At 42.1% G+C, this 19,626-nt stretch carries 18 protein-coding genes; 10 read left to right on the forward strand and 8 right to left on the reverse strand.

The genetic code is table 11. The features are described 5' to 3' along the window. From G500_RS23975 to G500_RS0117355, 5 genes are all read left to right on the forward strand, one after another. A partial coding sequence (locus tag G500_RS23975; protein WP_035757886.1) for a Uma2 family endonuclease occupies positions 1-212 on the forward strand: 212 nt, incomplete at its 5' end. Between the two features lie 186 nt (positions 213-398). Next, positions 399-1,061 (forward strand): histidine phosphatase family protein, encoded by a 663-nt coding sequence (locus tag G500_RS0117330; protein ID WP_027003472.1) that lies wholly within the window; start codon positions 399-401, stop codon positions 1,059-1,061. A gap of 385 nt (positions 1,062-1,446) precedes the next feature. Further along, positions 1,447-2,175: a hypothetical protein gene (locus G500_RS0117345; protein ID WP_154657211.1), complete on the forward strand. Its 729-nt coding sequence runs from the start codon at positions 1,447-1,449 to the stop codon at positions 2,173-2,175. A 19-nt stretch (positions 2,176-2,194) separates the two neighbouring features. Further along, positions 2,195-3,226 (forward strand): Holliday junction branch migration DNA helicase RuvB, encoded by a 1,032-nt coding sequence (ruvB, locus tag G500_RS0117350; protein ID WP_027003474.1) that lies wholly within the window; start codon positions 2,195-2,197, stop codon positions 3,224-3,226. A 59-nt stretch (positions 3,227-3,285) separates the two neighbouring features. After that, positions 3,286-3,783 (forward strand): hypothetical protein, encoded by a 498-nt coding sequence (locus G500_RS0117355; RefSeq protein ID WP_027003475.1) that lies wholly within the window; start codon positions 3,286-3,288, stop codon positions 3,781-3,783. Between the two features lie 80 nt (positions 3,784-3,863). On the opposite strand, the gene G500_RS23980 is transcribed toward G500_RS0117355, so the two are convergent. Both G500_RS23980 and G500_RS25235 read right to left on the reverse strand, forming a co-directional pair. Further along, positions 3,864-6,146, reverse strand: coding sequence for a heavy metal translocating P-type ATPase (locus tag G500_RS23980; protein WP_051203797.1), 2,283 nt, complete (start codon positions 6,144-6,146; stop codon positions 3,864-3,866). Positions 6,147-6,686: 540 nt separating this feature from the next. Then, positions 6,687-7,403, reverse strand: coding sequence for a hypothetical protein (locus G500_RS25235; RefSeq protein ID WP_051203799.1), 717 nt, complete (start codon positions 7,401-7,403; stop codon positions 6,687-6,689). A 50-nt stretch (positions 7,404-7,453) separates the two neighbouring features. Here G500_RS25235 and G500_RS0117375 point away from each other — a divergent pair, with 50 nt between their 5' ends. The 4 genes from G500_RS0117375 to G500_RS0117390 are packed head-to-tail and all read left to right on the forward strand — an operon-like array spanning position 7,454 to position 11,527. After that, positions 7,454-9,007, forward strand: coding sequence for a polyamine aminopropyltransferase (locus tag G500_RS0117375; RefSeq protein ID WP_027003476.1), 1,554 nt, complete (start codon positions 7,454-7,456; stop codon positions 9,005-9,007). A 35-nt stretch (positions 9,008-9,042) separates the two neighbouring features. Beyond that, complete coding sequence (gene nth / locus G500_RS0117380) at positions 9,043-9,672, forward strand: endonuclease III (RefSeq protein ID WP_035757889.1); 630 nt, start codon at positions 9,043-9,045, stop codon at positions 9,670-9,672. 38 nt (positions 9,673-9,710) lie between these two features. After that, complete coding sequence (locus G500_RS0117385; protein ID WP_027003478.1) at positions 9,711-10,799, forward strand: AI-2E family transporter; 1,089 nt, start codon at positions 9,711-9,713, stop codon at positions 10,797-10,799. 50 nt (positions 10,800-10,849) lie between these two features. Beyond that, on the forward strand, positions 10,850-11,527 hold the full coding sequence (locus G500_RS0117390) for a TVP38/TMEM64 family protein (RefSeq protein ID WP_027003479.1): 678 nt from the start codon (positions 10,850-10,852) through the stop codon (positions 11,525-11,527). 16 nt (positions 11,528-11,543) lie between these two features. Here the strand turns inward: G500_RS0117390 and G500_RS0117395 are convergent, their stop codons facing one another. The 4 genes from G500_RS0117395 to murG form a co-directional block, all read right to left on the reverse strand. Then, complete coding sequence (locus G500_RS0117395) at positions 11,544-12,527, reverse strand: cation diffusion facilitator family transporter (protein WP_027003480.1); 984 nt, start codon at positions 12,525-12,527, stop codon at positions 11,544-11,546. Positions 12,528-12,840: 313 nt separating this feature from the next. Continuing rightward, a complete protein-coding gene (locus G500_RS0117410; RefSeq protein WP_027003481.1) occupies positions 12,841-13,086 on the reverse strand; it encodes a hypothetical protein in 246 nt (81 codons plus the stop codon). A 124-nt stretch (positions 13,087-13,210) separates the two neighbouring features. Further along, a complete protein-coding gene (locus tag G500_RS0117415) occupies positions 13,211-15,181 on the reverse strand; it encodes a tetratricopeptide repeat protein (protein ID WP_051203801.1) in 1,971 nt (656 codons plus the stop codon). Next, complete coding sequence (gene murG / locus G500_RS0117420; RefSeq protein WP_027003483.1) at positions 15,172-16,278, reverse strand: undecaprenyldiphospho-muramoylpentapeptide beta-N-acetylglucosaminyltransferase; 1,107 nt, start codon at positions 16,276-16,278, stop codon at positions 15,172-15,174. Before murG ends, G500_RS0117415 begins: the two co-directional genes overlap by 10 nt. Positions 16,279-16,548: 270 nt before the next feature. On the opposite strand from murG, the gene prmA reads away from it, so the two are divergent. After that, positions 16,549-17,427 (forward strand): 50S ribosomal protein L11 methyltransferase, encoded by an 879-nt coding sequence (gene prmA, locus G500_RS23990; RefSeq protein WP_051203803.1) that lies wholly within the window; start codon positions 16,549-16,551, stop codon positions 17,425-17,427. A 124-nt stretch (positions 17,428-17,551) separates the two neighbouring features. Here prmA and G500_RS23995 read toward each other — a convergent pair whose 3' ends face one another. Together G500_RS23995 and G500_RS25240 are read right to left on the reverse strand one after the other, a co-directional pair. Next, positions 17,552-18,175, reverse strand: coding sequence for a DUF6935 domain-containing protein (locus G500_RS23995; protein WP_051203805.1), 624 nt, complete (start codon positions 18,173-18,175; stop codon positions 17,552-17,554). A 305-nt stretch (positions 18,176-18,480) separates the two neighbouring features. Further along, positions 18,481-19,377: an SPOR domain-containing protein gene (locus tag G500_RS25240; RefSeq protein WP_051203807.1), complete on the reverse strand. Its 897-nt coding sequence runs from the start codon at positions 19,375-19,377 to the stop codon at positions 18,481-18,483. Positions 19,378-19,626: the final 249 nt, after the last annotated feature.

Below are 19,626 nucleotides of genomic sequence, written 5' to 3' on the forward strand. Positions count from 1 at the left end.
GAACCAAATACGCCCTTTATGAAGAAAGTGGCGTAAAAGAATATTGGGTGGTGTTTCCTTCCGAACATGTTTTGCAGCAGTATGTTCTGAATGAAAACGAAAAATATGAGCTAAAAAGTAGTTTTGTAGAAGACGAAATTTTCAATGCTCATATTTTTCCCGACCTGCAAATTGACTTGTCTGAAATTTTTGAAGAGGAAGAAGAATTTTAAAGCGGCGAGGCGAGCATTTTTTTGTCTATTTTTTTAATACGCTTTAAGAAAAAGCGCGGGCATTTTTTTTTAGTACGATTTTTGGGCAGGGGAATTTAAACTTTTTACAAAGTTTTGCGTTTGAACTATAACAGACTACAACTTTTAAAGAAAACATTTGAAAACAAATCTAAAAAAACAAAAAAAATGAAAACCTATTCCCATTCCCCCAAACAACTCTATATCATTCGCCATGGGCGCACCGAGTACAACCATTTAGGGCTTGTGCAAGGTAGCGGTGTGGATTCCGACTTAGACGAGATAGGACGAAAACAAGCACAACACTTCTATCAACACTATCAACATATTGGCTTCGATAAAATTTATACCTCTGCCTTGCGCAGGACGCACCAAACGGTAGCCCCCTTTGTAGTGGAGCAGCAAATTCCGATGCAACCACTTAAAGGGCTGAATGAAATTTCTTGGGGCAATAAAGAAGGCAGAGCCGTAACGCCCGAAGAAGACCGAGCCTATTTTAAGATGATAGAGGGCTGGCGTAGTGGCTTGCTGCACCTGAAAATACCTGACGGAGAAACGCCTTTGGAGGTCTATGAAAGGCAGCAAAAAGCCTTAGAGATTATTATGGCAAACCCGAAGGAGGAAAAAGTTTTGGTTTGTATGCATGGGCGAGCCATGAAAATTTTTCTCTGCCTGCTTTTAGGCATAGACCTTTCCAAGATGGACGATTTTAGTCATAGCAATACCTGTCTGTATCGTGTTGATTATGTAGGTGAAAATCAGTTTGAACTTGTTATCAATAATTGTACGCGCCATTTAGAGCGTTTGCCACAGAACCAAATGGTAAGATAGAACTAAGAAATCCTTTCATCAATACGTTACAAATATTTTGAGTAAGCGTCAATTATAAAAAAGAACAATCATAAAAACTATGCCTTTTAGGGTTGCGCGTCAAGACGCGCAACTTTTTTTATGTCCGTTTTAAAGCTATTGGGGCAAAGCACGAAAAAAGTGCATGGTTTTTGTAACAATGGCATCAAATAAAGCGCAAAAAGGCACAAAAAAGACACAGAAAAGGATAGAAAAAAGTGTTTTTTTTAAATTGTATAAATAGCAAGGTGTAGTACCCCGCCCTATTTATGACTTACAAAAAGTGGCATTTCTTAGACTTTGCCACTTGTGCATTTTTGCTTTGGTCTTTCTCTTTTTCAAATATTTTACCCAAAAACCCTTCGTTATGTTACAATTTTCTACATTTAGAGAAACCTCCCATCTTTCGGCAGCCTTTCTTTTGTCGCAAAGGTTGTTTTCTGTTGTGAAATTACTTATATTTGTTTGCTTGCTATTGGGCGCGTCTTCGCTGGGGCAGGCTTTGCAGGCACAGGAAGCGACCGAACGCCTGATAGAAGTAGAAAAAAAGAAAGCCCTCAATGGTTTTGAAATAGAAATAACGGCAGCTTCAGAAACGGCAGAAGCTGCCCTTTTGAATTGGCTCAAAGAAAAGAAGCTCAAATACAAGGGCAAGAAAGGCGAATACACCGTTACGGCGGCAATGTTGCCCGATTTTTCCGCCAAAACAATGGATTTATATTTCTTCCTAACAGAAAAAAAAGGGAAAATCACCCTTGCCCTTGTGGGTACTTTGGGTTATGATTTGGCTATCAATTCGAAGGACTATCCTGCGGAAGCAAGCAATATCAAGAAATGGCTCAATGAATTTGCACCCAAAGTTGCGGATTTGGAAAGACAAATGAAACTTGAGGCAGCCATGGCTCAATTAGCGGATTTGGAAAAGGAGCAAAAGAAAATCCAAAGCAATCAGGAATCTTTACAAAAAAGCATCGAAGATTACAAGAAAAAAATAGCCCAAGCCGAAACCGATTTGGAAAAAGGCAAAGGCGATTTAGAAGAAAAAAGCAAGCAAATAGCAGAGTTGCAGAAAACCATCTCACAACTCCAAAAATAGTTTTCCCTACCCTCAAACTATGCGACAAGACTACCTTCGCGCCGACAAAGGCGGACAAAGCCCTTCGGAAGTAGAAATTGAGCGAGCCTTGCGCCCGCTCTCTTTTCAAGATTTTACGGGGCAAGAAAAAGTATTGGACAACCTCAAAATTTTTGTCGAGGCTGCCCTACAAAGGGGCGAACCCTTAGACCACGTGTTGCTACACGGTCCTCCGGGGTTGGGAAAAACGACCCTTTCTCATATTATCGCCAACGAACTTCACGCCAATATCAAGACCACTTCCGGACCCGTTTTGGATAAGCCCAGCGATTTGGCAGGGCTGCTCACAAATTTGGAATCGGGAGATGTACTTTTTATAGATGAAATTCACCGTTTGAATCCAATCGTAGAGGAATATTTATATTCCGCAATGGAAGATTACAAGATTGATATTATGTTGGAATCGGGTGCTAATGCGCGTTCTATCCAAATCAAACTCAATCCCTTTACTCTCATTGGCGCAACCACTCGTTCAGGATTACTTACTGCACCATTAAGGGCGCGTTTTGGCATCAATACCCGTTTGGAATATTACGACGCAGAACTGTTGGCGCAAATTGTAGAACGCTCATGTAAGATTTTGAATGTTCCGATAGAAACACAAGCCGCTTTTGAGATTGCGCGGCGTAGCAGGGGAACGCCTCGTATCGCCAATAACCTACTTAGACGCACACGCGATTTTGCGCAGGTGAAAGGCACAGGCACGATAAACTTAGAAATTGCCCACCTTTCGCTCCAAGCCCTTGAAGTAGATGCAAATGGCTTAGACGAAATGGATAATCGCATTTTGAGGACGATTATCGAGAAATTTAAGGGCGGTCCCGTAGGGCTAACCACTATCGCAACCGCTTGCGCCGAAGAAGCCGAAACAATAGAAGAAGTCTATGAGCCTTTTCTTATCAAAGAGGGTTATCTCAAACGCACGCCACGCGGTAGGGAAGCAACCGAAAAGGCATATTTGCATCTTCAATTACGTCCGCCCCAAACGGGCAATCAACTCTTTGAACTTTAAGCTGTGTTTTTTAAATGTTTTTTGTTTTATTATTTCTTAACCCTTAATTTTCTATTTCTATGCAAACCAAAAATGTATTTACTCCACTTTTCTTACTCATTGCCCTATTTTTGGGCAATAGCCTTTTTGCGGCAGGCGTGAATGTGGCTGAAAATGCCAAGCGCGAAGTCAAGACTTTAAAAACTAAAGACCTGACTTTGCCTACAAGTGAAATGCGCATCGAGCCGAAAGCGGTTGAAAATCAGAGTCTTGAAAGTAAATTAGCCGAAATCGAGCGCAAAGCCGAACGCGGTGAAATCGAACTTTCTAAAAAAGAACGTTTTGCTACCAAACTTTTGAAAAATAAAATTGAGAAAGTGAAAAAGAAGCAAGACATCAAAAAAGGCAAAAAAACCTTAGCCTCTGATTTGGGTGGTATCTTCAAAATTGTTGGTATTATCTTGATTATCTTGGGTCTGATAGGTTTGGTCTTCGCCACTTTGGGCATTGGTACAGGAATTGGACTGACAACGGTAATTGTAGGTCTGATTTTGGTTGTGATAGGATACTTGATATAATTTTCGTATCAATTTGAAAAACTGAAAAACCTAAGAGCTTTAAAAACTCTTAGGTTTTTTCTTGTCTGAAATGTAAAATCCTAAGCGCGATACTTCAAACGCAAACTATTGAGCAAAACGCTCACACTGCTAAGTGCCATAGCTGCACCCGCCCACATTGGGTCGAGCAAAAAGCCATTGAAGGGAAAAAATAGCCCTGCCGCAATCGGAATCGCGATAAGATTGTAGATAAAAGCCCAAAAAAGGTTTTGCTTAATCGTGCCTACGGTCTGTTTGGAAAGTTCTATCGCTTGTGCAATTTTAGCCAAATCAGAAGAAATAATGGTCATTTGCGCCACGTCCATCGCAATATCGCTGCCCTGCCCCATCGCAATACTGACCTGCGCTTCGGCTAAGGCTGCGCTGTCGTTGATGCCGTCGCCTGCCATGGCGACAATTTTCACATTTTTATCTGCGCTTTGTTTTAATTTCTTAACAAAATCTGCTTTTTGGTCGGGCAAAACCTCTGCCTGATAGGATTCGATGCCTACCTGTTGGGCAATGGCTTGTGCCGTACTAAGGCTATCGCCCGTTAGCATATAAATTTTGATGCCTTTTTGCTTCAAAGTAGAAATTGCCTCTTTTGAAGTAGGCTTGATAGGGTCGGTAATCGCAAAAAGAGCCAAAGTTTCTTCTGTGTTGGCAAAAGCCACGACGGTTTTCGCCTCTGCGCTCCATTTTTGTATGAAAGTTTGAAAAAAAGGAGCAATTTTTATGTTTTCTTCTGCCAAAAGTTTAAGATTGCCTACATAATAAGTCTGGTCTGCAAAGGTTGCCTTTGCTCCTTTTCCAGTAAGGCTTTGGAAGTCTGATATTTTTGGGTTTTGAAGGGAAAAATGATGCTGACAAAACTCCACAATCGCCGCCGCCAAAGGGTGTTCCGATTGCTTTTCCATGCCTACCAAAAAAGAAAGTACAGACGCAAGTTGCTCATTATCCAAACGCTCTAATGGCGCAAAATCAGTAACACGCGGCTTGCCCTCCGTAATCGTACCCGTTTTATCCAATACCAAGACTTCTATTCTGCTTGCCACTTCCAAACTTTGCGCATCTTTAATCAAGATACCATTTTCAGCCCCTTTTCCTATCCCTACCATCAAGGCGGTAGGCGTAGCCAAGCCCAAAGCACAAGGGCAGGCAATCACCAAAACCGTAATCATAGACAAAAGTCCCTGCACAAAACCATTTTCGCCACCCCAAAAAAACCATGCGCCAAAGGTCAGAAAGGCTAAAAATAGTACGATAGGCACAAAAATAGCCGCTATCTTATCCACCAACTTCTGTACAGGAGCTTTGCTGCCCTGCGCCTGCTGTACTAATTGAATGATTTGGGCTAATCGTGTCGCATTTCCTACTTTTTCAGCTCGCATTTCCAAGCTACCCTTCTGATTAAGTGTGCCTGCAAAAAGTTGCGCCCCCGCCTCTTTCAAAATAGGCAGCGGTTCGCCACTCAAAAGACTTTCTTCTACATACGAACTACCACGCACGACGCGCCCATCTACGGCAATTTTTTCACCGGGTCGCACCAAAAGCAAGTCGTTTTTTTGTACTTCTTCTATTGGAATTTGTACTTCTATGCCATTCTCTTGCAAAAGCGTAACTTTTTTAGGCTGCAAACCTATTAACTTTCGAAGTGCCGAAGCGGTATTGCCTTTGGCTTTTTCTTCTAATAATTTCCCCAACAAAATAAAAGCAATCACCACTGCTGCCGCTTCAAAATAAACGTGTCCGCTCTGGTGTGAAAGCCCTTTTTGATGCCAAAAATGAGGAAAAAAAAGATTAAAGAGGCTAAAAAGATAGGCTACACCCGTACTCAAAGCCACTAAGGTATCCATATTGGCAGTGCCATGACGCGCCTGCTTCCACGCATTTCGGAAAAAACTGCTACCCAAAATCAATACCACAGGACTTGCCAAAAGTGCCATTACTGGGTTTGCATAGGGCATATCCATCAAAAACATGCCTATCACGACCAAAGGCAGCGAAAGGGCGATTGCCCAAATTGTTTTGCGTTTTAGGGTCTGATAGTGCGCTTTTTGTAGGGCTTGTTGCTTTTGGTCTAATTGTGAATTAAAAAAAGGCGTTTCCGAAGGCGAACCCTCGCCTTCCTGCTCCTCCACAAGCAAATCATAACCCAAAGCCTGCAACGCTTTTTGCATCTGCAAAGGCGAAATTTCGCGCGGCTCATACTTTACCTGCACGCTGGCAGTGGCAAAATTGACCTCTGCCGAATCGACACCTGCTTGCGCCTTCAAAATGCTTTCCACGCTGGAAGCACAGGCGGCGCAACTCATCTCTAAAACGGGATATATTTTCTGTACCATCAATTTTACAACTTATGAAAAAAACAAGATATGTTTTTAGATACGAAAAAAAAGGTGCGCCGTTGCCCTGTTAAGAAATTTTACGAAGGGAAAAAGTCTATGCTGCTATTTCAAGGTGGCAATGTTAAGTTTTAGCAACGATTTACCAATGTAGGGACAAGGTACTGCTTTGTCCTATGCCCCAAACCCTAAGGGTCTTGAAGACCCTTAGGGTTTAAGTCCAAATTTTATTTCGTTTCTAATTTGAAAAAACTATAATCAAACAAGGCTTTTCAAAGAACTTAACATTACTCCCTCAAAGGGGCAGTGATGTTAAGTTCTAAAAATCAGAGTCAAATGTAGGGACAAGGCAGTGCCTTGTCCTATGCCCCAAACCCTAAGGGTCTTCAAGACCCTTAGGGTTTAAGTCCAAATTTTATTTCGTTTCTAATTTGAAAAAACTGTAATCAAACAAGGCTTTTCAAAGAACTTAACACTACTCCCCCAAAGGGAAGGTTTCAAAACCAAATTTTATTTTGCATCAAGTTTGAAAACGCTTTGTTAGTGGTCTGAATGATTTAGTGGCACAAAAAAAGAAAATGCCATTTTGAGTATGTTGTCGTTTTTATCGTTCCCCAAAAGGGCGATATTATCTAAATATTTGGTAAAAGGATTGAGAAAACCTGCTGAAAATCCAAAAGCCATTCGGTTTTTAAAATGATATTGCAAATTCATCTCGATAGGCAAATAAAGCGTTGTGTTGGCGTAGTCTTCGGTAAAAAAGCGCGTACCATTCTGCTCTACCAATAAATTGCCTGCTTCATCTTTTGGCGAAAAACGCAACAAGCCCAAGCCCAAGCCTGCCGAAAGACGCAGTTGTTCGGTTTCTAAAAACACATATTGTCCGCCTATTTGCAGGGCAAGAAGCGAGGTCTGAAAGCTTCTATTTGGGTTCAGACCCGAAGAATCGGGCAAATCGGGGCGAAAGAAAGCGTCGCTGCCTGAAATTCTGCCGATACCTATTTGCGCCTGTGTTTGGAGGCGTTTGCCTGCCTTTCTTTTCTGAATCCCCAGCCATAAGGCTCTGTCCCATTTGTGGTAGGGGTTTCCCAAATCGCCTTTGTAGCCCAAAGGCGCGAGGGCAACGAAGGCATGCAGGTGCTTAGGATTTTGAACTTTCTGGATACTATCTTTTTGAAGGTTGTCCCTTTGTGCCGAAAGTGAAAAAAAAGTGCCTATCCAAAGAAATAAGGCTACGAGGAAAAAGCGGAGACGCATAAGAATCTGAATTTTATTGTTATTTTTGTCGTCGTAATAGCCCCCAAGATATGAATTTTTTAACTTCTAAGCGTTATCCTTCGCAAATTCTTAAAATTGCCCTCTTTGCCACAGGGCTTTCGGGTATTGTAGCCGAGTACATTCTCTCTACCTTAGCCACTTATTTTATCGGCGATTCGGTCAAACAATGGACGCTGATACTTTCGGTGATGCTCTTTTCTATGGGGCTTGGTAGCCGTGTGAGCCAGTATTTCGAGAAAAACTTATTAGAAAAGTTTATCCTCTGCGAATTTTTGCTTTCCATTTTGGTTTCCTTTTGTGCGTTAGCAACTTATACTTTTGCCATTTATATTGATTGGATAGAACCTATTATTTATAGTTTTAGTATCGTAATTGGCATGCTCATTGGCTTAGAAATTCCTTTGGTTACGCGCCTAAATGACCAATACGAAGACCTGCGGCTCAATATTTCGAGTGTCATGGAAAAGGACTATTTCGGCAGTTTGGTCGGAGGTGTGTTTTTTGCCTACGTCGGGCTGCCTTATTTGGGACTTACCTACACCCCTTTTATTTTGGGCAGTATCAATTTTTTAGTGGCAGTTTTGGTTTATATTCAATTAGAAAATATGATAGAAACGAGCCAAAAAAAGCTTTTTCAAATCTTACTTGTCGCTACTTTTACCCTTATCACCGCAGGGCTTTTTGCTGCCAACCCCATTATTTTGTATGGCGAGCAGCAGCGATACCGCGATAAAATTGTCTTCGAGCAGCAAACTCAATATCAGAAAATTGTCGTAACACAATACAAAAATCATTACGCCCTTTATTTAAGCACTCACCTACAATTTAATTCTTTCGACGAATGGCTTTACCATGAGCCTTTGGTGCATCCGCTTCTCAATTTGGTGCGCCACCCCCAAGATGTGCTTATTTTGGGCGGCGGCGACGGCTGTGCAGTGCGCGAGGTCTTGAAGTATGAAACCGTCAAGAGCATTACGCTGGTAGATTTAGACCCTGCCATGACGGATTTAGGTAAAAACAACCCTATTTTTAGAGAAATCAACCAAGATGCTTTGCACAATAAAAAAGTAAAAATCTATAACAAAGATGCTTTTAATTTTTTGGCTGATAGTCTTTCTTTTTATGATGCCATTATTATAGATTTTCCCGACCCCAAGACCATCGAACTCAACCGCCTTTATACGCTCGAATTTTACAAACTTTGTTACCAACACCTTCGCCCACAAGGGTTTCTCATCACGCAGGCAGGAAGCCCTTACTTTGCTACACGCGCCTTCAAGAGCATCGAAAAAACCATTGCCTCAGCAGGATTTGGCACGCTACCCCTTCATAATCAAGTCATTACGATGGGGCAGTGGGGTTATGTAATCGGTGCAAAAGGGCTAAATTCTCAAAATCTCAAAACGGCTTTGCGCCAAATGCCACTTGCACCGATAGAATACCGTTGGCTCAATCGCGAGGCTCTGCTCCATATTAGCGCATTTGGAAAAGATTTTGTCCCTTCTGATGAAGTAGAAATCAATACTTTGCACAATCCTGTCTTGTATAAATACTACAATGCAGGAAATTGGGACATGTATTGAAATCTATAACAAGTTAAAAATAAAAACAGATACGCATGCAAAAAGCCGCTCACATTGCCCAAATTTTGGAAGAGCTTTATCCCCAAACGCCCATTCCTTTGGCACATCAAGACCCTTATACGCTCCTGATTGCGGTCTTGCTTTCGGCGCAATGCACAGACGAGCGCGTCAATAAAGTTACGCCTGCCCTTTTTGCTTTGGCTCAAACGCCTTGGGAAATGGCAAAAGTGCCTGTGGCACAAATTCGCCAAATTGTCCGCCCCTGTGGGCTTTCAGAGCGCAAATCGCAGGCTATTTCTGATTTATCTAAAATTTTGATTCAAAAATATGCAGGTGAAGTGCCACAAAATTTTGAAGATTTGGAAGCCCTACCGGGTGTGGGACATAAAACGGCTTCCGTAGTCATGTCGCAAGGCTTTGGCTTTCCTGCCTTTCCCGTCGATACGCACATTCATCGCTTGGCGAAGCGGTGGGGGCTTTCCGAAGGGAAAAATGTCGTGCAGGTAGAACGCGATTTGAAGGCACTTTTCCCCGAAGAAAAATGGAATAAATTGCACCTGCAAATCATTTTTTTTGGACGCGAATACTGCCCTGCACGTGGGCATGTGGTAGAAAAATGCCCCATCTGTTCGCTTTATTACGCAGGCGAAAAGGCTGAAAAGTAAAGACAATACAGATTTTTATTCTCTAAAAAATCAAAAATATGAAAAGAATCGTCGGTTATTTGAGTCTTATTATTTCTTTTTTTGGTACAATGGCTTGGTACTTTTCTGACATTGTCATTTATTTTGTCATTGCCTTAATTGTGTCGGCAATTTTGCGCACCCCAACCAACTACCTCAATAACCTGCATTTTGGCAATCTCTCACTGCCACGCTCGGCGGCGATTTTGCTCTCCTTTGGTTTTCTTATTAGTGTAATTTCTTTATTTGTCTTGCTTTTCGTACCCCTGATATCCGAACAAGTAGAGGTGCTTTCGAGTATCAACTACGAAATGTTACTCGATAAAATCACCGTTCCGATTGAAACGATAGAAAATTTTGTCCTGACTCATGGATTGATGAAAGGCGAAAAAGGCTTTCTGCTCAACGAAATAGGAAACTACGGACTATCTCTTTTTAGCGATTTTAAGATTGGCAATCTTTTAAATGATATTTTATCTATTACAGGTAATGTTTTTGTTGGAATTTTAGCTGTTTCTTTTATTAGTTTTTTCCTACTCTATGAACGTTCAAGTTGGTGGCTGCTCCCCATTTCATTCATACCCAACGCTTATTTTGAGATGAGTATCAATGCCATGTATAAAATAGATAAACTTCTTTCTAATTATTTAGTAGGTTTATTACTACAAATGATAGCCATTTTTAGCATTGTTTCGGTAGGATTGCTATTGGCGGGGGTAAAATATGCCCTTACGATTGGTGTTTTTGCGGCTTTGGCAAACCTGATTCCCTATGCAGGACCTATTTTGGGCGCAAGTTTTGGCTTATTGGTAGGTCTTTCCACTACTGATTTTAATGCAGGAGATAATTTATTGCTCTTTGTCATTGTCAAAATTGCGATTGTATTTGGAATTGTTCAACTTACCGACAATATTCTACTTCAACCTATTATCTTTTCGCGTAGTGTAAAAGCGCACCCCTTAGAAATTTTCATCGTCGTCTTTATGGGTGCAGCCTTAGCAGGTGCTTTGGGTATGATTGCGGCTATCCCTGTTTATACCATTTTGCGCGTTTCGGGACTCGAATTTTGGCGCGGCTATCGCGGTTATCGCATCTTTAAAGCACAATAAAGTGGCTTTTCGGGAAAAATCTTACTTCAAAAAAATTATCCTTTTTGTCTATGCGGCTCAAATCCTTGCTACCAACGCTCTCATGGGGCTTCTTTTTAGGGGTGCTTTCTATGATAGGAAACTTCTTTTCAGCAGGATTAGCCCTTTATTACGAGGCAGAGATTGGAACTTGGGGAGTGCTGGCTTGGTCGCTTTTTTTCCTACTTATGGCAATTTTGATGACCTTTTCCTTTATCTCTAATACCTTTATAAGCCTTATTGCAGGTTATTTTTTAGGTCTGACGGCAATCTTTCCCCTTTGGCTTACCTATCTTTTGGCTGCCACAGTAGGCTATTTTTTTTCTAAAAAGATAGAAGGCGGCAAGGTAGCAGTACAATTATCTCAACATAAAAAATGGGAAAGTTGGCAAAAAAACTTACATGCACAAGGCTTGAAACTGGTCTTTTGGGCGCGACTTTCTCCCCTACTTCCCTTTGCTGTTATGAATCTTTTTTTAGTTTCACAAAAAATAAATTTTCGCGACTATTTTTGGGGAAGCAGTTTGGGTTCGCCACCGCGCATGCTACTTACCCTTTGGATAGGAACGCAAGCCCCTTATTTGAAAAACTTATTAGAAAGTCAAGTAGAGCAGGGTTTCAGTCAGGCACAGATGCTAAGTCTGACCCTAAGCATTTTAGCCATTGCAGGGCTTTTTTGGACAGTCTATAAAATTTTTACTCAAAAATAAATACTAAAAATAAATACTACTGGTGCTTTTTATTTTCAACAATATTTTCTACCGTCCAGACAATACTTTGCTCGAAGGGTCGCGCCCTTTGCGTACATTCTTTCTTCTGACAAAGCACACAGGAATAGGATTGACAAGCATCGGCATGGACAAAAAGTTCTAAATCCTGCCCAAAACGCGCCTTCACTAAGTCTTCTAATTGGTCTATTTCTTGATGCGCCTCACGCACGTCAAAATACCAAGGGAGCGTTAGGTGGCAATCGAAATGTAGGGTAGTCCCGTACTTAATAATTCTGAAATTGTGTATATCAATCCAATTTTCTTTCCTATTTTTTTGTAAAATATCTACTACGTCTTCTAATAAATTCGAATCAGCCTCGTCCATGATGCCTGCCAAAGACTCTCTCAAAATTTTGTAGCCTGTAAAGATAATGACCAGCGCGAAGAAAATAGCAACGGCAGCATCAAGCCAAATAATGTCGGTAAAATAAATCAAAATCAGACCTAAAACAATGCCTATCGTGGTGTAAGTGTCTGATTGCAAGTGCTTTCCTGCTGCAATAAGTGCTAATGATTTGTTTTTCTTTCCTTTTTTTACGGCAAAAAATCCCAATAAATAGTTGGCTATTGCGGTAAGCAAAACCAAGCCCATGCCTTTATCGAGCTGCTGTAAAGGGTGCGGATTTTTCAGATGCCCCACCGCTTCAAAGATTATCAAGATACCTGCGGCAGTGATAAGCCCCCCCTCGATGCCTGCGGACACAAACTCTACCTTCCCATGCCCGTAAGGGTGATTGCGGTCTTTGGGAATGGAAGCCAAATAGAGGCTATAAAGTCCGATAAAGCCGCTTGCCACATTGACGATACTTTCGAGCATATCCGTCAGAATGGCGACAGATTGCGTCAGATACCAAGCCAATAATTTGACAAAAAATAAAAGAACGCCAATAAAAGCTATCCACTTCTGGAAAGCGAAATTTTCTTTGGTGATGATGGGCATGGGTGAAACTTTTAAAACTAAGCGACCTACTACTCGCGATAAGATTCGGGAAACACTACCCTATAATTTCTTAAATTTAGGCTATTTTTTTTATAGAAACAAATTTGAATAGGCGGTTTTAGGTCAAGATGAGGATATTTATTTTTTTCGAAATTTACAGTTTGATAATAAGTTGAATTTTGATTAATTGACCCAATTCCTACGGCACGCACTGCCTCAAAATGAACGCTCCGTACCATTCTGACGATTCAAGTCCATGTAAACTTGGTCAAAAAAGTAGTTTTCAATCATAAAAATAGGCTCTTCCATGTTTTTATGCGCAGGTGTAAGGTAAAGAGGCATCAGCCGAGAAAAGTTGGCTATGCTCTGAAATAAATTGATAAGTAGTGTATTTTGAGCTTTGCGAGCTTAAAATGGGCATCGAAGCAGACAAAAGGAACTGTTCTACTGTGGGCGAAACTACATTTTTTGTTTGGGTTTGTCGTTCCCAAGCCGCCTTTCTCTCTTGCGCAGGAGTTTGCACAAGATATTTTTTTAAGTCTTCTAAAAAGTTGTTCATATAATAAGTCGTATTTTGATTGTTTGATAGATATTAGCCTTTTTCTGAAGCAAGATAATGCTATTTTTTGATTTTTCCAATCGAGCCGAAGAAAAATTGCTTCAAAAATAGCACTTTCCTTTCTCTAAATTTTATCTCCTCTCAAATTGCGAAAACGCTTTCGCGCCTCAGCCACAAACACGCTGCCTGCATATTCTACAAAGATGCGCTTGTAATACTCTTGCGCCTTTTGGGGAAGGGCTAATTTTTCTTCGTATAAAGTGGCAGCCAAAAAGAGCGCGTCGTCAGCATAGATGTCGTCGCTGTGTAGCTTTAAAAGGGTTTCGAGTTCGGAGGCTGCCTGCTGTGGATTGCCCATCTTGATAAAAATTTGGGCTTTGGCAAGCAAAATTTCATCTTCCAAACTATGATTTGGATAGTCTTTCATCAGGGCATCATAGGCATCGAGAGCGGCTTGATACTGACTTTGAAAAAGCAGCAGGTCGGCTTCTGCAAAACGCCGCAAGGGAATGTCGGTCGTATCCAAACCCAAATTATCTTGAATGAGGATAGCAAGTTGCATGGCATCATTGGCAATCTCACGCGAGGTCGCCAATTTCAATACGTTGAGATGCTCCTTTGCCAGCTCAAATTCGCCTTTGTAGAAAGAAAGTTTGGCATTTTTGAGTTTTGCCAAATGACCCAAGGGCGTTTCTTTTTCCGCCTTTTCTACCTGCGAATAAAGCAGGGTAGATTCCCAAGGTTCATTTTTGAGCAGATAAATGTCGCCCAAATCTAACTTTGCCTGTGCCAAATCGCGTGCGGGAAGTCCCTTTGTTTCTATTACGCGCGTCAGAATTTGGATTGCCTCACTTTTCTGGTCTAAATAAAAAGCCCGCAATAGGGCAACATTTCGCGCCGAAGTAGTCGTAAAAACGCTCCAACCTAATTCGGCAATCGTGCTTTCATAGTCGGCGACCAAAGACTGAATCTGCACCAAATCTACGGGAAAGGTATTGCGCACAATCTCCTCTTTTGTCTTGATGAGTTGCTGTTTTGCTCTGCCATAGATAGCAGTATTTTGATAATTTTGTACCAAATATTCAAATACTTTTTGAGCGACGGCATAGTCTTGATTCGCATACGCCAAGTTGCCGATTTCAAAAACCTTCATACCACCTAATCGCAGCCGCTTATCTAAGGCTTTTGCCTGTAAGAAGGCTTGTGAAAAGTTGTTTTTTTGTAGGAAATACCAAAGTAGCATTTCATTAAAAACCGTTTTATCTGCATTTTTTTGCACATATTCATAAAAAATAGGCTCTACCGTTTGCCAACTTTCCTCGTCTGAAAAACGGCTTGCCAGAAGTCGCTGCACATACTCTACCTGTTGGGGCGATTCGAGCAGGTAGTCTAAATAAGAACGGGTCATTTTTTCACTTTTGCCCCAAAAGCCATAGACCAGCCCCAATTCGAGGTAATAATTTTCGCCTATTTCCTTTCGCCCTTCCAAATAAAGCCTTTCGGCTTGTTCATATAAGCCGCTATTAGTCAGCACGTTAGCCGCATAACGAATCAGGTTGCGATTGCCTTTGACCGTATTGAGGTAAGTTTCGAGGTGCTTATCTGCCTCCTTTTTTTTGCCCATTCGCTGCAAAAGGTCGGCATATTCTACGTTCAAAGTAGGGCTATTGGGGTCGGATTTGAGGCGTTTGTTCATATACTTTTCCGCATCAGCCCACAGTTCCATACGCGCCAAAAGTGCCATGTAGTTGCTATGAATTTGATTCCAAGTGATAGGCTGTTTGGCTAACTTTTCATATAAACTCAAAGCCTTTTCATTTTCGCCATTTTTAAAATATTCCTCCGCCAAGACGACATCGTCTGCCTGCTGTGCCACAAGTGGTGTAGGCGAAAATCCTACCCAAAAAAAAGAGAAAGACAAAATAGAAAATAGGAAAAATCCTAAAAAAGAGAAGTCGCGAAATTTGGAAAGCATCATATTAAAAAGAGATGAGATAGGTTTTGAGTAGTAGTAGCCATTTTTATTTTCCCAAAAAGAGGCGTTTTTTTGTTCAATCGCTTCTTTCGCCCACTTATCGGGATAGCCTACTGACATAACGCCAAAACCTCCCTTGCAATATCCATAGCCGCCTGCGGTTTGGCGAATTTTAGTATTTTTTGGGAAAGTTCGGCTCTTAGGTTGTCATTTTCTAAAAGAAACAATATTTTTTCCACTAAGTTTTGAGGCGTATCGGCATCAGCAATTTTATAGATGGCATCACCCAAAGCGAGAGCGTTTTTGTTCTGATGGTCTGCCGTTACGTGTGGTGAAGGCACTAAAATTGCCGCCTTCCCCAATAATGCCAATTCGGAAATGGTCAGTGCGCCCGCCCTTCCTACCACGACATCGGCACAGGCATAGGCTTGTGGCATCTGATAAATAAAATCTTTGGCATATAGCGGCGTTCCGTCTGCACTTTGCGCTTGTAGGGCTGCAATTTCGGGGGCATAGGTCTGATAATAAAACGCGCCCAACTGCCAAATAACCTGATAGCCTGCGCCCAAGATTTGTGGCAAACCTGCCCACAGGGTTTGGTTAATTTGTTTCGCACCCCCACTGCCGCCCATGACCAAAACCGTCTTTTTATGAGGGCTTAGACCAAAAGTAGCATAAGCGGCGGCGCGTTCTGTGGTAGGAAGCACTAAGTCCTGACGCACAGGATTGCCCGTAAATCGCAACTTTTGGGCAGGGAAATACGCCTCCAAATTGGGATACGCAACACAAATGCGCTGCACCTGACGCGCCAAAAGTTTATTGGTAAGCCCTGCATAACCGTTTTGCTCCTGAATAAGGGTAGGAATACCCTGCCAAACGGCGGCTTGTAGGGCTGCACCGCTGGCATAACCGCCTGTGCCGACTACCACTTGCGCCCCAAAACGGCGCAATATCGTACCTGCCTGCTGCAAACTTTTAAGCAATTTGAAGGGAAAAGCCAAATTTTGAAGACTCAAACGGCGTTGTAAGCCCTGAATGGGAAGCCCCTCGATGGCAAAACCCGCATGCGGCACTTTTTCCATCTCCATCTTGCCCTTTGCACCGATAAAAAGAATTTCGGTCTGGGGTTCTAAATGCTGCAAAGCCTGCGCAATAGCAAGACCAGGGTAGATATGCCCCCCTGTGCCTCCGCCACTAATGACGATACGTCTTGACATATTTTTGTCCTATTTGAAAGAAGTGAGCCAAAATTAGAGCCACAAAGTAACGTTTTTTTCGCTTGTTAAATGCAAATCAAACGCATTTCTAAGGATAAGAAAGCTAAAAATTGGAAAGTGGCACTCCCTTTTTGGTTTTTATATCTAATTTTTTTCAAACTTTGCTCGAATTTGTGTTTCTTCCCTCTTAGGCTTGATTTCCTATCAAAAAAACAATGCCTTTGAAAAGAAGCACTTTTTTCAAAAGATACTCCCAAAAATACCTTTTCTATGCGTTATTTTGTCTTGCGCTGTCATCTTGCTGCTCCTTTGGTAGAGCTTCTTCAATACCATCTATCGGAATTAGGTTTTGATAGTTTTTTAGAAACCGCTCCTGATAGCTTCGAAACCTCCATCGAAGAAACAAACTATCAAGCTGAAACGCTCGAAGAACTACTAAGCCACTTTGCACAACAGTTTCCAGACTCACAATTAAAGACCGAATCGGCTTGGGAAGAGAAACAGAATTGGAACGCCCTTTGGGAATCTAATTTTGAGCCGATTATTGTAGAAGATAAGTGCTTGGTCTATGCCGACTTTCATCATATAGAAAAAAAATATCCCTACACGCTGCTTATCAATCCTAAAATGTCCTTCGGAACAGGACACCACCAAACTACCTATTTGCTGCTTCAATTCCTTTTAGAACTGCCCCTACAAACCGATAAAATTGGCTTAGATGCAGGCTGCGGAACGGGAATTTTGGGCTTTATGGCTCTGAAAAGAGGAGCGCGGAAAGTTTATGGCTGCGATATAGAAGATTGGTCGGTAGAAAATGCCCTCGAAAATGCGGCTCTCAATGGCATTGGTGCGGAAAGTTTTGAGGCGAAAGTGGGAACGTCTGCCCTTTTTGAAACCCAACTTGCACAACCTGCTTTCGATTTTATCTTAGCCAACATCAACCGCCATGTGCTATTAGAAGAAATGCCACTCTATGCGCGTTTGCTCAAAAAGGCGGGTACGCTGCTTTTGAGCGGCTTCTATCAGGAAGATGTAGCCATTTTACAACAAAAAGCACAAGAAGAAGGGCTTAATTTGGTAGCCGTTCAATACAGAGCCAACGAACAAGGCGAAAAATGGGCTGCTTTGCACCTACAAAAAGCGCAATAAAAAAACTCGCCTACTTTTCAGAGGGCGCGTTTTGAAACCCAAATCAATGTAGCGCGAAGTTCCAACTTAATTCTGACCAAGCTGGAGCTTCGTGCTACTGTTTGGACAAGGCAATGTTTTGTACCTACAAATCGTCCGAAGTCTTGACGACAGGTCTTCTTGCACCTACTAAAAGGCTGCTCCATTCGGTAGCTTTCCAAAGTCCTTTGTCGTTGCGCTGTAATTGCATCGGACGTGCCGAATCTGCCCCCGTACAAGTGGTAAATACTTTGAGTTTGCCCTCGTTGGCATTGCCGCTGTAAGGATTGGTTTGGCAGTTGATTTCGAGTTTGCCTTTGGGCAGGGCGTAGCCATTTTCGGGTGAAGTGCCTTTGAAATAGGCGCGTGGCAGGTAGGGATTTTGTTGTAATTGCGATTTGATGAGCCTAAAATCGGAATCGTTGGGTGCGAAACCCTTGTAGGCGTTCCCTGCCTTCAAACGGCTTGCGTCCATCGCAATCGTTAGGCAGGCTTCACCCAATTTGGGGTCTTGGGTGTAAAGGTGCATCGCAATAACGAAGATGGCAACGCCGCCCTGTGGTGTTGTCGCAATCCTATCTCTAAGTTGGATAAACTCTTCCAGACTTTGCGGCATCTTATCGATGATAACAGGTTCGAGAGCTTTGTTTTGCGCCTCTGCCCTTTGTATCGTACCCAAAAAGGCGAAAGAAAGAAAAAAAGGAAGGAAAAGAGAAAAAAAGATTTTCATACCATTAAAATTTTGAAGTAAAAAAATAAAAAAGATAGCCCAATTTTATTTGAAAGAAAACACAATCAAGACGTATTGCCTTGAAGTTGCTCCCTTTTGGGGGAGTGATGTTAAGTTCTGTGAAAACTCTTGTTTTATTACAGTTTTTTCAAATTTGACACGAAAGGAAATTTGGACTTAAACCCTAAGGGTCTTCAAGACCCTTAGGGTTTGGGGCATAGAACAAGTCAATGCCTTGTCTCTACATTTGACTCTGATTTTTAGAACTTAACACTACTACCCTTTTGGGGCAGCGTAGCGGTTTCTTATTCTTCCAAAACCCACGCCCCGACATAGGAAAAATCGAGTTCGTCTTGTGCCTTGCGTGCCTCTTCTTTGGTTTTGTATTGTGCTAAGGCAATTCTATAACGCCCGTTATCGCCTACCATTACTTTTGCATCAGCGAAACCTTTGGTTTTTAGTCCGTTTAAAGCGATATTGGCGTTTTCTTCTGTGCCATAGCTGCCATATACCAAATAAAATTTGCCCGAAGTTTGTTTTGTAGCCTGCATATCACTCTGGACGGCTTCATTGGCGTTGGCTTTTCCTGCTTTTGGGTCTAAGGCGGCGGCTTTTCCTTTGCAGGCGGTAGGTGCGCCCAAAGGGTCTATGACTTCGCCAAACCAGACCACTACATAGTTTTCATACTTGCCAATGCCTATCGCTACCCAATCTTTATCTGCCCACCTGCCCTGATTGACCAACATGTCGGCAAAAAAGCGGCTATTTTTCCAACGCTCCATAATTTTTTCGGCATTGCCACCACCATTGTAAATCAATTCATAGCCGTAGCCCTCGTAAGCGGCAATTTCGCGCGGCTTTTCCCACATACAAGGCGATTTTTCGGGCGTATCGGCGTGGCAACAAGCTGTCCAGAAGCCTTGGTCAGACCAGCTATTCATACTACAGGCTTCCGAATCTTGGCGGTTATTGAAAAGGTCTTGCGCATGCAGTTTTGCCACATAGGAAAGCGACTTGGAATAGGAAATGGTCGTCTGTTTTGCCTCTTTGCGGTAGGCATCAATGGCATCATACAATGCCTTCTCTTCGGGGGTGTAACAAAGGTCGGCAGGGACATTTTGTGCCTTCAAAAAAGAGGCGGCGGCAGCCCAGAGAAGAAGTCCGAAAAAAAGCGTTTGGTAGAAGCGAGCCAAAGTTATCATAAGCGAGTGAGAGAATTTGGAAACAAAAGCAGATGGAGAAGAAAAGCGCTCAAAGTAACGAGATAAAAAGCAAAATGCCCTATCTAAGCGAATGTGGTGAGTAGCCACATGCTCTAAGGACTTGAAAAATAATACCAAATTTATTAAATTTGCAGGGCAAAGCCTAATTTTTTGAAAAAAAATAGAAAAAGGGCAGGGTTGCGCTTGTAAAAGTTGCGGCTCTGGTTTCTAAAAAAATTGGGCTTCTCA

This window comes from Hugenholtzia roseola DSM 9546 (assembly GCF_000422585.1).
Lineage (GTDB): Bacteria > Bacteroidota > Bacteroidia > Cytophagales > Bernardetiaceae > Hugenholtzia > Hugenholtzia roseola.

Coding starts and splice junctions, on each gene's coding strand:
- G500_RS0117395 (WP_027003480.1), bottom strand. CDS start 12,527: ATGCCCATCATCACCAAAGAAAATTTCGCTTTCCAGAAGTGGATAGCT.
- G500_RS0117345 (WP_154657211.1), top strand. CDS start 1,447: ATGTTACAATTTTCTACATTTAGAGAAACCTCCCATCTTTCGGCAGCC.
- G500_RS0117415 (WP_051203801.1), bottom strand. CDS start 15,181: ATGTCAGTAGGCTATCCCGATAAGTGGGCGAAAGAAGCGATTGAACAA.
- G500_RS0117385 (WP_027003478.1), top strand. CDS start 9,711: ATGAAAAGAATCGTCGGTTATTTGAGTCTTATTATTTCTTTTTTTGGT.
- prmA (WP_051203803.1), top strand. CDS start 16,549: ATGCGTTATTTTGTCTTGCGCTGTCATCTTGCTGCTCCTTTGGTAGAG.
- G500_RS0117355 (WP_027003475.1), top strand. CDS start 3,286: ATGCAAACCAAAAATGTATTTACTCCACTTTTCTTACTCATTGCCCTA.
- ruvB (WP_027003474.1), top strand. CDS start 2,195: ATGCGACAAGACTACCTTCGCGCCGACAAAGGCGGACAAAGCCCTTCG.
- G500_RS23995 (WP_051203805.1), bottom strand. CDS start 18,175: ATGAAAATCTTTTTTTCTCTTTTCCTTCCTTTTTTTCTTTCTTTCGCC.
- G500_RS25240 (WP_051203807.1), bottom strand. CDS start 19,377: ATGATAACTTTGGCTCGCTTCTACCAAACGCTTTTTTTCGGACTTCTT.
- G500_RS0117375 (WP_027003476.1), top strand. CDS start 7,454: ATGAATTTTTTAACTTCTAAGCGTTATCCTTCGCAAATTCTTAAAATT.
- murG (WP_027003483.1), bottom strand. CDS start 16,278: ATGTCAAGACGTATCGTCATTAGTGGCGGAGGCACAGGGGGGCATATC.
- G500_RS0117330 (WP_027003472.1), top strand. CDS start 399: ATGAAAACCTATTCCCATTCCCCCAAACAACTCTATATCATTCGCCAT.
- G500_RS0117390 (WP_027003479.1), top strand. CDS start 10,850: ATGCGGCTCAAATCCTTGCTACCAACGCTCTCATGGGGCTTCTTTTTA.
- nth (WP_035757889.1), top strand. CDS start 9,043: ATGCAAAAAGCCGCTCACATTGCCCAAATTTTGGAAGAGCTTTATCCC.
- G500_RS0117410 (WP_027003481.1), bottom strand. CDS start 13,086: ATGAACAACTTTTTAGAAGACTTAAAAAAATATCTTGTGCAAACTCCT.
- G500_RS25235 (WP_051203799.1), bottom strand. CDS start 7,403: ATGCGTCTCCGCTTTTTCCTCGTAGCCTTATTTCTTTGGATAGGCACT.
- G500_RS23980 (WP_051203797.1), bottom strand. CDS start 6,146: ATGGTACAGAAAATATATCCCGTTTTAGAGATGAGTTGCGCCGCCTGT.